The organism is Rhizobium sp. NLR22b (genome assembly GCF_019685295.1).
GTDB lineage: Bacteria > Pseudomonadota > Alphaproteobacteria > Rhizobiales > Rhizobiaceae > Rhizobium.
Map to the genome: position 1 here is coordinate 1 of NZ_JABDWM010000029.1, position 12,284 is coordinate 12,284.

15 protein-coding genes, 1 tRNA gene and 1 pseudogene are annotated in these 12,284 nt (G+C 61.2%); 6 read left to right on the forward strand and 11 right to left on the reverse strand.

Annotated elements, in window-relative coordinates:
• From HJC00_RS29785 to HJC00_RS29805, 5 genes and pseudogenes are all read right to left on the reverse strand, one after another.
• A pseudogene (locus HJC00_RS29785) lies at window positions 1–151 on the reverse strand (electron transfer flavoprotein subunit beta/FixA family protein); the annotation flags it as partial.
• A gap of 182 nt (window positions 152–333) precedes the next feature.
• Window positions 334–1,122, reverse strand: coding sequence for a rhomboid family intramembrane serine protease (locus HJC00_RS29790; RefSeq protein ID WP_210632873.1), 789 nt, complete (start codon window positions 1,120–1,122; stop codon window positions 334–336).
• Window positions 1,123–1,155: 33 nt separating this feature from the next.
• Window positions 1,156–1,734 (reverse strand): cob(I)yrinic acid a,c-diamide adenosyltransferase, encoded by a 579-nt coding sequence (locus HJC00_RS29795; RefSeq protein ID WP_210632872.1) that lies wholly within the window; start codon window positions 1,732–1,734, stop codon window positions 1,156–1,158.
• Window positions 1,735–1,980: 246 nt separating this feature from the next.
• On the reverse strand, window positions 1,981–2,184 hold the full coding sequence (locus HJC00_RS29800) for a twin transmembrane helix small protein (protein ID WP_221165056.1): 204 nt from the start codon (window positions 2,182–2,184) through the stop codon (window positions 1,981–1,983).
• 18 nt (window positions 2,185–2,202) lie between these two features.
• Entirely contained in the window at window positions 2,203–3,036 is an 834-nt protein-coding gene (locus tag HJC00_RS29805; protein ID WP_221165057.1) for an SDR family oxidoreductase, read from the reverse strand.
• Between the two features lie 75 nt (window positions 3,037–3,111).
• Between HJC00_RS29805 and HJC00_RS29810 the strand changes: the two genes are divergently transcribed.
• A complete protein-coding gene (locus HJC00_RS29810) occupies window positions 3,112–4,035 on the forward strand; it encodes a YihY/virulence factor BrkB family protein (protein ID WP_210632869.1) in 924 nt (307 codons plus the stop codon).
• Here HJC00_RS29810 and gluQRS read toward each other — a convergent pair.
• Complete coding sequence (gene gluQRS / locus HJC00_RS29815; protein WP_210632868.1) at window positions 4,000–4,881, reverse strand: tRNA glutamyl-Q(34) synthetase GluQRS; 882 nt, start codon at window positions 4,879–4,881, stop codon at window positions 4,000–4,002. The genes HJC00_RS29810 and gluQRS overlap by 36 nt on opposite strands.
• Here gluQRS and HJC00_RS29820 point away from each other — a divergent pair.
• A complete protein-coding gene (locus HJC00_RS29820; RefSeq protein ID WP_210632867.1) occupies window positions 4,880–5,572 on the forward strand; it encodes a DNA-3-methyladenine glycosylase in 693 nt (230 codons plus the stop codon). The genes gluQRS and HJC00_RS29820 overlap by 2 nt on opposite strands.
• Before the next feature lie 111 nt (window positions 5,573–5,683).
• Window positions 5,684–6,241: an HNH endonuclease gene (locus HJC00_RS29825; RefSeq protein ID WP_064710619.1), complete on the forward strand. Its 558-nt coding sequence runs from the start codon at window positions 5,684–5,686 to the stop codon at window positions 6,239–6,241.
• A gap of 10 nt (window positions 6,242–6,251) precedes the next feature.
• Here the strand turns inward: HJC00_RS29825 and HJC00_RS29830 are convergent, their stop codons facing one another.
• Complete coding sequence (locus tag HJC00_RS29830; RefSeq protein ID WP_210632866.1) at window positions 6,252–6,767, reverse strand: disulfide bond formation protein B; 516 nt, start codon at window positions 6,765–6,767, stop codon at window positions 6,252–6,254.
• A 22-nt stretch (window positions 6,768–6,789) separates the two neighbouring features.
• Window positions 6,790–7,380: a YqaA family protein gene (locus tag HJC00_RS29835; protein ID WP_210632865.1), complete on the reverse strand. Its 591-nt coding sequence runs from the start codon at window positions 7,378–7,380 to the stop codon at window positions 6,790–6,792.
• Between the two features lie 195 nt (window positions 7,381–7,575).
• Between HJC00_RS29835 and HJC00_RS29840 the strand changes: the two genes are divergently transcribed.
• Window positions 7,576–7,866 (forward strand): hypothetical protein, encoded by a 291-nt coding sequence (locus tag HJC00_RS29840; RefSeq protein WP_210633038.1) that lies wholly within the window; start codon window positions 7,576–7,578, stop codon window positions 7,864–7,866.
• Window positions 7,867–7,879: 13 nt separating this feature from the next.
• Here the strand turns inward: HJC00_RS29840 and HJC00_RS29845 are convergent, their stop codons facing one another.
• A complete protein-coding gene (locus HJC00_RS29845; RefSeq protein WP_221165058.1) occupies window positions 7,880–9,625 on the reverse strand; it encodes a cation:proton antiporter in 1,746 nt (581 codons plus the stop codon).
• Between the two features lie 208 nt (window positions 9,626–9,833).
• Here HJC00_RS29845 and HJC00_RS29850 point away from each other — a divergent pair, with 208 nt between their 5' ends.
• Together HJC00_RS29850 and HJC00_RS29855 are read left to right on the forward strand one after the other, a co-directional pair.
• On the forward strand, window positions 9,834–10,118 hold the full coding sequence (locus HJC00_RS29850) for a hypothetical protein (RefSeq protein ID WP_210632863.1): 285 nt from the start codon (window positions 9,834–9,836) through the stop codon (window positions 10,116–10,118).
• A 168-nt stretch (window positions 10,119–10,286) separates the two neighbouring features.
• A complete protein-coding gene (locus tag HJC00_RS29855) occupies window positions 10,287–10,574 on the forward strand; it encodes a hypothetical protein (RefSeq protein WP_221165059.1) in 288 nt (95 codons plus the stop codon).
• Between the two features lie 203 nt (window positions 10,575–10,777).
• Here HJC00_RS29855 and HJC00_RS29860 read toward each other — a convergent pair.
• Together HJC00_RS29860 and HJC00_RS29865 are read right to left on the reverse strand one after the other, a co-directional pair.
• A tRNA-Leu gene (locus HJC00_RS29860) sits at window positions 10,778–10,862 on the reverse strand.
• 124 nt (window positions 10,863–10,986) lie between these two features.
• Window positions 10,987–12,282 carry an MFS transporter gene (locus tag HJC00_RS29865; RefSeq protein ID WP_210632861.1) on the reverse strand — a complete coding sequence of 432 codons (1,296 nt, stop codon included), beginning with the start codon at window positions 12,280–12,282 and terminating at the stop codon, window positions 10,987–10,989.
• Window positions 12,283–12,284 lie beyond the last annotated feature (2 nt).

The window sequence follows — 12,284 nt, forward strand, 5'->3', positions numbered from 1 at the left end:
CCTTCAGCCGCAGCGCCTCTTCCACCGAGATCTCGTCGAACGGGTTCATCGACATCTTCACATTGGCAAGCTCGACACCCGTGCCATCCGGCTTCACCCGGATCTTCACGTTGTAGTCGACAACCCGTTTGACGGGCACGAGAATCTTCATGGGGTCCTTCCTTCAGGGAAAACTGGCTTCAGAGACTTTTCTAGAAAATGCGCGCTCAGGCGCTGCTCCGATTGTCGAATGGCGACATGGATACGCGTTTTTCCTCCAATTTCAACGCTCGCATGACGCAGGCAGGCGATTTGACGGGCAATATATGGACGTTTACGTTCACGTCAATATCGCTATGAGCGCCGACCCCAGGGGAAGCGCTGCCCTATCCCGCCCCCCGTTCCGGCGGCGATGCTCGGAACGGCGCCGGGACTGTTTCTAACGGCCCGAGGTGTGACGATCTCCCGGTCGAAGAGCGGCACGCCGGACCGGCGCAAGACGAGGATTAAAATACCTCCGGCAATGATGCCGCCGACATGCGCGCCCCAGGAAACATCGCTTTCGGGTGTGATCGCCAGCATGACGAACTGCTGCCCGATCCACAAAAGCAGCGGCACGAAAGCCGGCAGGGGCAACGGCACACGGAAGAAGACCAGCACCCAAACCCTGACGCGCGGATGCAGCATGACATAGGCGGCAACCACGCCGGAGATCGCTCCCGATGCGCCGACCAGCGGCGCTTGCGACGTCATGCTGAACAGGCCGTGGCAGAGCGCGCCGGCGGCTGCGCAGGCGAGGTAGAACATCAGGAAGCGCAGATGCCCCATCGCATCCTCGACATTGTCGCCGAAGACCCAGAGGAAGATCATGTTACCGGCGAGATGCCAGAAGCCGGCGTGGACGAAGGCATAGGTGAGATAAGTCAGCGGTTCCGGCACGATTTCGAGCCCCGGCGCCAGCACCGCATCGCCGAAGACGATGGCCGGGATGTAACCGAGCCCGACTGTTGTCGCCTGGGCTGCCTGCTCGCTCTCTAGGCTGGTGAATAGCCAGATTGCGACATTCAGCGCGATCAGCGAGAGGGTCACCCACTGGACCTTGATATATTTCAGCGTATTGGCGTCGTGAAGTGGTATGAACATAAAGGCCCCCCGGCGATCGTCGTCGCGGCGAACCTATCTGTTTTTTCCGGGAACCCAAAGCACATCTGCTTGGCCCCGGTCATTTGCATGGCGCGCAGCGACGAAGAGGAAATCCGAGAGCCGGTTGACGTATTTCCTCGCCGACTCGCTGACGATTTCGCCGTCGGTGTGGGCAAGCGCTACCATCAGACGTTCGGCGCGCCGGGCAATCGTACGGGCAAGGTGCAGATATGCGGCAGCGGGGCTGCCGCCCGGCAGGATGAAGGATTTCAGCGGCTCGAGACCGGCGTTCAACTGATCGATATCGCTCTCGACGCGGGCGACCTGAGTCTCGATGATCCGCAGTGGTTCGTAGGCCGGCGTCTCACCGATATCCGGTGTGGCGAGATCCGCGCCGAGATCGAAGAGATCGTTCTGGATCGACATCAGCATGGCGTCGAGTTCGGGCAAGCCTGATGTGTGCAGCCGCGCCAGGCCGATCGCGGAATTGGCCTCGTCGATCGTGCCATAGGCTTCGACCCGCAGATCGTCCTTTGTCCGACGCGGGCCGGACACCAACCCGGTCGTGCCGTCATCGCCGGTTTTGGTGTAGATCTTGTTGAGTTTTACCATGTCGCACCGCCTAGCGGGAGGATTGTCGTTCCACCCCGACCTCCGTCATGCTCGGGCTTGACCCGAGCATCCAGATCGCATCGATCAGAGGCCGTGGCATAGATCCTCGGCTCAATGCCGAGGATGACGGAGAATGGAGTTGGCCCTTTCGCCAAACTTGATGCTGCGTGAAGAGACACCCCATCCGGGATCACGTCTCCTTGGTCATTCCCACTCCTCATCACACCAACCACTCCATAGTTTCCGTCAGCTCGGACGGCCGCCGCCGGTCAGCCAGAGCGTGATCATAATCAGGACGGCGGCGATTGCCTGCAGCAGGACGCGAAGCTGCATCAGCTTGTTGGAAAGGTTGGCATCACCGCCCTTCATCATGTTGAAGAGGCCGCGGATCAGCACGAGGGCGACGATGCCCATGACGATGATCGCAAGGATATAGGTGGCCGTGGACATGGTATTCAGCTTTCTCGGTCAATCGGTCCAGCGCATCAGATTGTAGAAGAGGTCTGCCGGAAGCAGTCGCTTCAGGAGCATGCCCTGTTTAGCCGGAGTCGTTACAGGATAATGTGGCTTTGGTCTTTTCGAGTTCAATGCTTGTTTCAATACGGAGTAGACCGCGTCGGGGCCAAGTTTGTGGCGGTTGACCGGCCCCGATCCGTCGAGCCTCGCCAACTGTCTGGCATAATCTGCTGCGTGCGGCGAATTCTCGAGATCGATGTTTTCCCTGATCTTTGCGAGCGCGTTGGCGGTGAAACGCGTGGCGATCGGCCCAGGCTCGATCAGGCTCACATGGATGCCGCTGCCGTAAAGCTCCATACGCAGGGTGATGCTGAGCCCCTCGAGCGCAAATTTCGAGGCGGTATAGGCACCGCGATAGCGATAGGGGACCAGGCCGAGAATGGAGGAGCATTGCACGATCCGTCCGTGACCATGTTTGCGCATCGAGGGGATGAGCTGCCGCGTCAATTCGTGCCAGCCGAAGAAGTTCGCTTCGAACTGTGCGCGCAGCGCCGCCGTCGACAGATCCTCGACGGCGCCAGGCTGGCCGTAGGCACCATTGTTGAAGAGCGCGTCGATGCGGCCGCCGCTGCGGCCGAGGGCCGCGCCGACGAAGTCGGAAATCGTCTCGGCCCTGGCATAATCCATCACGAAGGCCTCGATGCCGTCGGCTTCCAGTGCCGGCAGATCATCCGCCTTGCGCACCGTCGCAAAGACACGCCAGCCATCGGCCTTCAGCGCCTGGGCGCAGTAAGCGCCGATGCCGGAGGAACAGCCGGTGACGACGATTGTGCGCTGTTCCGCCATGGAATGATTCCTGTACAAAATGAGACTCGTTTCCCATATTCGGCCAGAGGATACAATCTGGAAGCCGGGGACGGAATGCGGAAGGTGCTGCGCACGATCTACGACGTGGTCTACGACGCGATCTGTCACATGGTCGAGGATGACGGATTTGCAATGGCGAGCCACGTGGCGCTGTCGAGCCTGCTTGCGGTTTTTCCCTTCCTGATCTTCGGCACGGCGCTTGCAAGCTTCCTCGGCGCCGATCAGTTTTCCTCCACCGCCATCCATCTGATCTTCGACACCTGGCCGGAAGCGATCGCCAAGCCGCTCGCCGACCAGGTGCTGCAGGTCCTGACCATTCAGCGCGGCGGGCTGCTGACGGTCTCGGTGCTGGCGGCTGCCTATTTCGCCTCGAACGGCGTCGAAGCGCTGCGCATCTCGCTCAACCGTGCCTATCGGGTGCAGGAAACGCGGCCGTGGTATTTCACCCGCCTCGCCAGCCTCGGCTATGTGCTGATTGCCGTCATCATCTTCGCGGCGATCAGCATTCTGCTGGTGGCCGTGCCATTGGCTCTCGACTATGCCAGGAAATGGCTTCCGCTGTTTGCCGATACGCTCGACATCGTCTTCAGCTGGCGCATCTACGGCACGCTTGTCGTGCTCACCGTCGGGCTGCTCGTCATGCATCTGTGGCTGCCGGCCGGTAAGCGGCGGGTGTTCGACGTCATTCCCGGCGTGCTGCTGACGCTGCTTCTGTGGCTCGCCGGCGCGCTGGTCTTTGCCTATTATCTTGCGACCTTCGCCAATTATACGGCGACCTATGCCGGTCTCGCCTCGGTGATGATCGTGCTGATCTTCCTCTACATGGTCGGCGTCATCTTCATCATCGGCGCAGAGATCAACGCGGCGCTGATCAAGTTCCGCGTCTTCCGGATGTTCTCGCACACGCTTTCGATCGTCGGCAGAGAGCGTGCCGAACGGCGGTCAGAGCCCGACAAGGCGGCGAATATCGGCCCCTGACATGCCCTGGGCACGCAATTCGGCAAGGCCGCTGTCACCTTCGCTTTTCGAAAGCTTGCGGCCATCGGCGTCGAGGATGAGACGATGATGGTGATAGAGAGGCTGGGGCAGGCCGAGCAGCACCTGCAGCAGCCGGTGGACCGACGTGGCGTGGAAGAGGTCGAGCCCACGCACGACATGGGTGACGCCCTGCAGCGCATCGTCGACGACCACCGAAAGATGATAGCTCGAGGGTGCATCCGAGCGAGACAGGATGACGTCTCCCCAGACCTCGGGTTCGGCGGCGATCTCGCCCGTCCTGCCGTCGCCGGTTTCGGTCCAGAACAGCAGTTCGCCGATCAGGTCGAGCGCCTTGCGCATATCGAGCCGCCAGGCATGTTTTTTCCCGGAGGCAAGAATATCCCGCCATTCGGCCTCGAGCCGCTCGCGATCAATCGGCGGGTAATGTGGCGTGCCATCGGGGTCGCGCGGCCAGGATTGGCCCGTTGCCTCGTAGGCGGAGACACGTGCCTTCACCTCGCCGCGCGTCAGGAAGGCGGGGTAGACCAGGCCGCGCTCGATCAATGCGTGGAGCGCCGCCTGATATTCCGGGAAATGTTCCGACTGCCGCCGCACCGGGCTTTCCCAATCGATAGCAAGCCAGTCGAGGTCCCTCAGGATGCCGGCCTCAAATTCGGGGGTGCAGCGCGCCTGGTCGATATCCTCGATGCGCAGCAGCAGGCGGCCATTTTCGGCTTCGGCCATGTCGCGGTTCAAAAAGGCCGACAGCGCATGGCCGAGATGCAGCGGTCCGTTCGGACTCGGCGCAAAACGAAAGACAGGCTTTTGACGCTCGCTCGTGGTCATGCTTTCTTCTGCCACGGATTTTGGTTTCGAACCACTGGGAGGACGCGTGCAGATCATCCGTAACGACGATGACGTCAGGCTGGGGCTCGAAGCATTGCTGCGCCTCGACCCTCGCCTTGCACCAATCGCGGCGGATGCAGGGCCTGTCCCATTGCGGTTGCGTGAACCCGGCTTTGCCGGCCTTGCCCATATCATCGTCTCGCAAATGGTCTCGCGCGCCAGCGCCGAGGCGATCTGGCGGCGGATGCTGCCGGCGGACGGGCCGTTGACGGCCGAAGGCTACGTGCTGCTTGCGCCGGAAGCATGGCGGGAATTCGGCCTGTCGCGCGCCAAGGCCGACACGCTGTCGCGGATTGCTGAAGCGGTTGTCTCCGACCGCCTCGATCTTTCCGGCCTCTGCCTGAAACCGCCGGACGAAGCGCTTGGTGAACTCACCGCCTTAAAGGGCGTCGGTCCGTGGACGGCGGAGGTCTATCTGATGTTCTGCGGCGGCCATGCCGATGTCTTTCCAGCCGGCGATGTGGCGCTGCAGAATGCCGTCGGTACCGCGCTTGGACTTGCGGCGCGGCCGCAAGCCAAGGCGCTTGCCAGGCTCTCGCAAGTCTGGTCGCCATGGCGCTCAGTGGCGGCGCGGCTTTTCTGGGCCTATTACGCCACGAAAATGCGGCGCGACATGCTGCCGATCGGCTGATCGGCAACACTCTTCAAATTGCCTTTATCCTCTGAATTTATTGGACTTCACAATCCTGTAACAACCGGCCTAATATACAGATGCAGATGCCGAATCGATCAGGAGAGTCCCTTGACGATTGCAGTCTCCCCGCAGGCCCTGCCGGCGCTCGTCCTGAACGCTGACTACCGGCCGCTGAGTTATTATCCCTTGTCGCTCTGGTCCTGGCAGGACGCGATCAAGGCGGTCTTTCTCGACCGTGTGAACATCATCGCGGAATATGAACATTCGGTTTCCTCACCGAGCTTTTCGATGCGGCTTCCGAGTGTCGTGTGCCTGAAGACTTACGTTCAGCCATCGCGCAATCCGGCTTTCACCCGGTTCAACGTCTTCCTGCGCGACCGGTTCGAGTGCCAGTATTGCGGCTCTCATGACGATCTGACGTTCGACCACGTCATCCCGCGTGCCCATGGCGGCGAGACGACCTGGGAGAATGTCGTGGCAGCCTGCTCGCCCTGCAATCTGCGCAAGGGCAGCAAGCTTCCGAAGCAGGCGGGCATGTTCCCGGCGCAAAAGCCCTACCAGCCGACGGTGCAGGATCTGCACAATAACGGCCGGCTGTTTCCGCCCAACTATCTGCATGAAAGCTGGCTCGACTATCTCTACTGGGATACCGAACTGCAGCCCTGATAGGCTCGCCTCACGCAGATTTGCGGACGCCGACGAAGGCGAAAGCTGCCAGCAGAATACCGGCGATCACGTTCCAACCTGCAAAAGACAGGCCAAGCACCCGCAGCGCTGCATCGGTGCAGGATGGACCTTTGATCGTATTGAGCTCGGTCAGCAGATCGCCGGCATTGCTCGTCATGCTGTTTGCGGTCGTCGAGCAGGTCGCCGGCCCCGGCCAGAAATGCCATTCCACGCCGGCGTGATAGACGCCCATGCCGGCCGTCACCAGCATCAGGATGCCGGCCGCAAGCAGCATTGCCCGTGAAATCCAGTTCGGCAGACCGGCAAGCTCGCATATGGCGGCGAGAATGGCGATCGGGATGGCATAATAATAGGGCTGGCGCTGCAAGAGGCAGAGTGCGCAGGGAATATAGCCGCCGATATATTGGAAGCCGAGCGCGGCGCCGACCACCGCCGCCATGCCGATAGCGAGCAATATCGAATAGGTAAAGCCGGGGCGGACGAGCGGCGAAGAGATGGCAGTCATGGCGGAACTCCGCAAGATGGGCCTAGTGAGCGAAAGAGCGGTAGCCGACATATAGCACGATCACGGCCCCGGCACCGATGCCGACGATCTGGCCGAGGCGCTTTTCGATGAAATGCCGGATCGGCTCGCCGTAGCGGCGCAGCAGCCAGGCGAGGAACAGGAAACGCGCGCCGCGCGCAACGATCGCCGAAACGATGAAAAGACCGAGATTGACGTGGATGACGCCGGACAGGATGGTCACGATCTTGATCGGCGGCAGATGTGCGAGACCTGATGTGACGAGCAGCAACAGGATCCACTCGTAGGTGACATAGGCCTTCATCTGCTCAAAGGCATCGAGCTTGCCGTAGAATGCGAGAACCGGCCGCGCCACCGTCTCGTAGGCGTAAAAGCCGAGCGCCCAACCGGCGATGCCGCCGAGCACGGAGGCGACGGTCGCGATCAGCGCATAGCGATAGGAGCGTTCCGGCTTGGCAAGCGCCATCGGCAGAAACAGCACATCGGCGGGGACGAGAAAGACGGAGCTTTCGACGAAGGCGATGACGGCGAGCCAGACTTCGGCCGATTTGCGCGAGGCCAGAGACATGGTCCAGTCGTAAAGTCTGCGAAGCATTCCATTCCTTTCCTATTGCGGTGCAAAAAGCTTTAGGGGTCGTATGCGGCGCTGTAAATGCTCGCCCGTGTCCTTCGTGCCACCGTCGTCTAAAAATTTTGTGATGCGGAGGCGTCGCCGCCTCTCCCAAGATTTCATGGGATTGCGAATCGGCCATTCTAGGGCAAGGTTTACGTGGTCGACGTGCAGGGTGGCATGAGAATGTTCAAAGTGATTGAAGGCGGCCTTGGGCGGGCCGTGCAGATGAATGACCGGGCCGAAGCGGGTTCGGGACCGAGCCGGGAAGATGTGCGCCGGGAAGCGAACCGGCGGCTCAAGGAAAGTGGTTATCACCCGTCCCGCATTCGGGAATTTGCCACCGGCGTGCCGATGCTGGCCTCCCTGAGATACCTGTCGATGCAGATCGATTTCGCGGCCGAGACCTTGTCGCGGCTCGACCCGATCCCGGACGATTTCCGCTCTGACGGCTATTGGCCGGCGGGCTGAGACGATCGCCGCGTCAGGATAGATCCATCGACTTTTCCCATTGCTGACGCAGGACGTTCATTTCGGTGCGTTTTTGCGCCATTTCGCTGACGACGGCGCGCAAGTTGGGATGATGCGACATGAACATATTGAAATCGCGCCGCTCGAGCACCTCGAACTGACAGAAGTCGACGGCGATGACGTCTGCCGTGCGCCTTCCGCCGCTCAGCAACGCCATTTCCCCGAAGAAGGCGCCCGGTTCCAGGCGGATCGCACCGCTGGCGAGACGTACTTCGACCGCGCCTGAGGAGATGAAATACATGCTGTCGCCGCGATCGCCGCGACGGATGACGCGTTCGCCTGGTGGAGCCGACTTCGCCTTGAAGAGCAGCAGCAGCTCTTCCTGTGCATCTTCCCCGACCTGAGAGAACAGCGGAAAGGTTTCGATCAGCTGCTGCATCTTCAACTGATGCTGGCGTTCTCGTTCCTCGCCGAGCGCCCTGATTTTTTCCAGTTCTTTGCCGAGCGTCTTCTGCCTCTTTCTGCCGAAATTTTCGAAGAACGAGGGCCATTGCGCATGGATATGTTTCTTCAGGCCCTCGGTTGCGATGATCACGATCGGGTTGAGTGTGATCGACAGGATCGCTGCGGCAAGGATCAGATCCTGGCCTTCATGCGGCAGAAGCCCGAGCGAGACGCCGAGGCCGGCAAGGATGAAGGAAAATTCGCCGATCTGGGCAAGGCCGCCGGCCAAGGTCAGCCCCATGCCGATCGGATATCGCAGCATCATGACGATGGCGAAGGTGATGACGGCCTTGCCGAGAATGACGAGCGCCAGGGCGCCGATCACGGCCAACGGTTGGCGAACCAGGATCGAGGGGTCGAAGAGCATGCCGACCGAGACGAAGAACAGCACGGAGAAGGCGTTCTGCAAGGGCAGTGAATCGGCCGCTGCTCTGTGGCTGAGCTGGGATTCGCTCATGACGACGCCGGCGAAAAAGGCGCCGAGTGCAAAGGAGACACCGAAAATCGCCGCCGAGCCGAAAGCGATGCCGAGCGCGATTGCCAGCACCGTCAGCGTGAAGAGTTCGCGCGAGCCGGTGCGGGCGATCATCGTCAGCAGCCAGGGCACGATACGGGGGCCGAGGAAGATTGCCATCGCGGCGAAGGCCAGCACCTTGAACAAGGTCAGTCCGATCGTCAACACCAGCGGCAGCTCACCGAGGCCGTGATTCGTATCAACGGCGTGGCCGCCGAGAAGCTCTGCCAGCGCCGGCAGCAGCACCAGCGCCAGCACCATCACCAGATCCTCGACAATCAGCCAGCCGACGGCCACGCGCCCGCTCGGCGCATTGACGAGATTGCGCTCCTCCAGCGCCTTCAGGAGTACGACCGTACTCGCTACCGAGAGGCTGAGCCCGAACACGACGCCGGCGCCGAGGCTCCAGCCCCAGAGCGTACAGAGGCCGATACCCAGCAGAGTGGCCAGAATAATTCGGCCGATCGCGCCCGGCACGGCGATCCCGCGTACGGCAAGCAGGTCGGAAGCGGAAAAATGCAGGCCGACGCCGAACATCAGCAGGATGACACCCATTTCGGCAAGCTGGCCGGCAAGGGCGGTATCGGCGACGAAACCTGGTGTGAGTGGCCCGATCAGGATGCCGGCCATCAGATAGCCAACGAGCGGCGGCAGTCGCAGCCGGTCGGCGCCATAACCGAGGACCGCCGCGAAAACAAAACTGACGGCGACCGTCGCGATGAGTCCCACTTCCTGATGCACGTCTGCCCTCGCCTGATGGTAACGGCGCCACCTTGGACGAAGCGCAAGCAAAATTAAATAGTTGATTTGCGTTTTGCGGCTGCTCTCGGAAGCGTCGGCTTGGTCACGAACAATAAATTCCGCGTCCACTCCAGAATGACAGGTTTGCCGCCTATGTCGGAACCACTTCCCTTTTGCTTCGTTGGCCCTTTAGACAAGGAGAAACGACATGCGAAAGATCATTCTGAACTGTGCCGTGACGGCCCTTGCCGCCTGCTCGTTTGCAGCGCCTGTTCTCGCCGACAGCGTCTATGTCAGGGAGCGTTCGTATGACGATGACTATCGTTACGAGCGGGAGCGGCCCGGCATCACCATCAGTGAGCGCGGCGTCACTCTCGGCGCTGTGCGCGAACGTGAGCACCGCCGCTACCGACATGATGGCTGCGAAACCAGGAGCGTCACCCGTCAGACCGATGAAGGCGAAGTAACCCGGACGGTTAGGCGCTGCTATTGACGAAGATTCGCGACAAAGACGAAGCCCGGCTCCCGCAAGCCGGGTTTTCGCGTTTCGAATGGCACGCACGCGCAATACGGTGGTGGAAGTGATCAGGCGGTGTTATGGGCACCCTTTCGTTCGAAGCGCATTTTCGGCGCACAGAACCCCGCACAGGAATTTTTCAGTATGATTGAGCTTACCCCATCCCAGATCGTCGCACTTAAACTCGCCAAGGCCGGAGATCTCTATCCTCAGCCGGCAAATAAATGGACGCATCAGAACGCGACGGTGACCTACGCAAAGACCGACCGCTGGAAAGAGCGGCCGCAGAAGGTGAAATCGGTCGCGGCTAAGACGCTGGGCGAGTTGAGAGAGCCGGGCTTCCTCGAGCGGCGGCATCTCGACGATGACGCATCAAAAGATGTCTACGGCATCACGATGGCCGGCAAGATGTGGCTGCTGAAGAACAAGTAGTTTCGGGCAGATGTGAATTCGTTCCGTGCTTCCGCGTCAGCTTGATGATGCGGAGGCGTGACACGATTGTATTCGGGATAATGGTGCCGCTAAGCGGAGCATAATCGAACCAGTCCGCCTTCGTTCCTGACGGAACTGCGGCGCGGCTGCATCCGCCTCAATGCTCTCTTCGGCTCGCCGACCGAAGCTCACAGAGCGGAGGCTGGTGCCCCATGCCGGGGTCGAACCAGCACTTCTTTCGAAACTCGATTTTGAGTCGAGCGCGTCTACCAATTCCGCCAATGGGGCAACGGATACGGACGGGCGGCTGTCTAACATGCGAGCGCCCGCGCGCGCAAGACGGGCCGGCGAAGTTATCGCAATGAAGCGTTGGAAGATCCGGCCTGGTCTCGAGGCCGGATCCTGTTTCATATCAGTGGGCGGCGGCAGGGGCCGGGTTGGTCAGGCCGGACTTCTTCAGTGTGATCGCCAGGATCGAAGCCAAGAGGCAGAAGGCGCCGGCGACGAAGAAGGCGGGCAGGTAGCTCGACAGCTCCGTGCGCGACAGGCCGGCGCCATAGGCGGCGGTGGCGGCGCCCAGCTGATGGCCGGCAAAGACCCAGCCGAAGACGAGGCCGGCCTTTTCGCGGCCGAAGCGGTCGGCGGCAATCTTGACGGTCGGCGGCACGGTGGCGATCCAGTCGAGACCGTAGAAGATCGCGAAGATCGAGAGGCCATAGAAGCTGAAATCGCTGAAGGGCAGGTAGAGCAGCGAGAGACCGCGTAGGCCGTAATACCAGAACAGCAGCCAACGATTATCGAAGCGGTCGGAGAGCCAGCCGGAGCCGATGGTGCCGAAGAAATCGAAGATGCCCATGACGGCAAGCACGCTGGCGGCTGCCACCGGCACGATGCCGAAATCGCCGCAGAGGGTGACGAAATGGGTCTGGATCAGGCCGTTGGTGCTGAGGCCGCAGATGAAGAAGGTGGCAAACAGGATCCAGAAGGTCGAGGTCGTCGATATTTCGCGGAGCGTGGTGATCGGCGTCATCAGCGCAGCGCCGAGCGTCGTGCGGGCCGGCGCTGGCGCGACATGGGCTTCTCCCAGCGATGGCAGGTTCACGTCCGACGGGCGGTCACGCATGAAGAGAAGGACGAGAAGCGCGGCAACCATGATCATGGCGCAGACGAAGAACACGGTGGCACGCCAGCCGTAACGTTCGGTGAGTTCCGCCATCAGCGGCAGGAAGACGAGCTGGCCGGTTGCCGAACTCGCCGAGAGCATGCCGACGACAAGGCCGCGGTGCTTGACAAACCAGCGCGTCGAAACCGTTGCCGCCAGCACCATGGCCGTCAGGCCGGTGCCGAAGCCGACGACGATGCCCCACAGCGCCAGCAGATGCCAAAGCCTGGTCATGAACAGCGAACCGATGAAGCCTGCGCCAATCAGCGCCAGTGCAAAGACGATGACCTTTCGCACGCCGAAATAATTCATGAAGGCGGCGGCGAACGGACCCATGAAACCGAAAAGGATCAAGCGGATCGCCAGAGCGGAGGAAATCTGCGACGTTTCCCAGCCGAACTCATCCTGGAGCGGCTTGATGAGGACGCCGGGGGCGCCCATGGCGCCTGCCGTCACCAGCATGGTCAGGAAGGTCGCGGCAACGACGACCCAACCGTAGTGAATGTTGCGCCGCGCAAGGGAGGAGGCAAGAACTGCTGAAACCATGA

What these genes read in the sequence shown, in the direction of transcription:
- HJC00_RS29830 (WP_210632866.1), bottom strand. Translation starts at nt 6,767, where the DNA reads ATGACTGCCATCTCTTCGCCGCTCGTCCGCCCCGGCTTTACCTATTCG.
- HJC00_RS29835 (WP_210632865.1), bottom strand. Translation starts at nt 7,380, where the DNA reads ATGCTTCGCAGACTTTACGACTGGACCATGTCTCTGGCCTCGCGCAAA.
- HJC00_RS29790 (WP_210632873.1), bottom strand. Translation starts at nt 1,122, where the DNA reads ATGTTCATACCACTTCACGACGCCAATACGCTGAAATATATCAAGGTC.
- HJC00_RS29795 (WP_210632872.1), bottom strand. Translation starts at nt 1,734, where the DNA reads ATGGTAAAACTCAACAAGATCTACACCAAAACCGGCGATGACGGCACG.
- HJC00_RS29855 (WP_221165059.1), top strand. Translation starts at nt 10,287, where the DNA reads ATGATTGAGCTTACCCCATCCCAGATCGTCGCACTTAAACTCGCCAAG.
- HJC00_RS29820 (WP_210632867.1), top strand. Translation starts at nt 4,880, where the DNA reads ATGCTTTCTTCTGCCACGGATTTTGGTTTCGAACCACTGGGAGGACGC.
- HJC00_RS29805 (WP_221165057.1), bottom strand. Translation starts at nt 3,036, where the DNA reads ATGGCGGAACAGCGCACAATCGTCGTCACCGGCTGTTCCTCCGGCATC.
- gluQRS (WP_210632868.1), bottom strand. Translation starts at nt 4,881, where the DNA reads ATGACCACGAGCGAGCGTCAAAAGCCTGTCTTTCGTTTTGCGCCGAGT.
- HJC00_RS29800 (WP_221165056.1), bottom strand. Translation starts at nt 2,184, where the DNA reads ATGTCCACGGCCACCTATATCCTTGCGATCATCGTCATGGGCATCGTC.
- HJC00_RS29865 (WP_210632861.1), bottom strand. Translation starts at nt 12,282, where the DNA reads ATGGTTTCAGCAGTTCTTGCCTCCTCCCTTGCGCGGCGCAACATTCAC.
- HJC00_RS29810 (WP_210632869.1), top strand. Translation starts at nt 3,112, where the DNA reads ATGCGGAAGGTGCTGCGCACGATCTACGACGTGGTCTACGACGCGATC.
- HJC00_RS29850 (WP_210632863.1), top strand. Translation starts at nt 9,834, where the DNA reads ATGCGAAAGATCATTCTGAACTGTGCCGTGACGGCCCTTGCCGCCTGC.
- HJC00_RS29840 (WP_210633038.1), top strand. Translation starts at nt 7,576, where the DNA reads ATGAGAATGTTCAAAGTGATTGAAGGCGGCCTTGGGCGGGCCGTGCAG.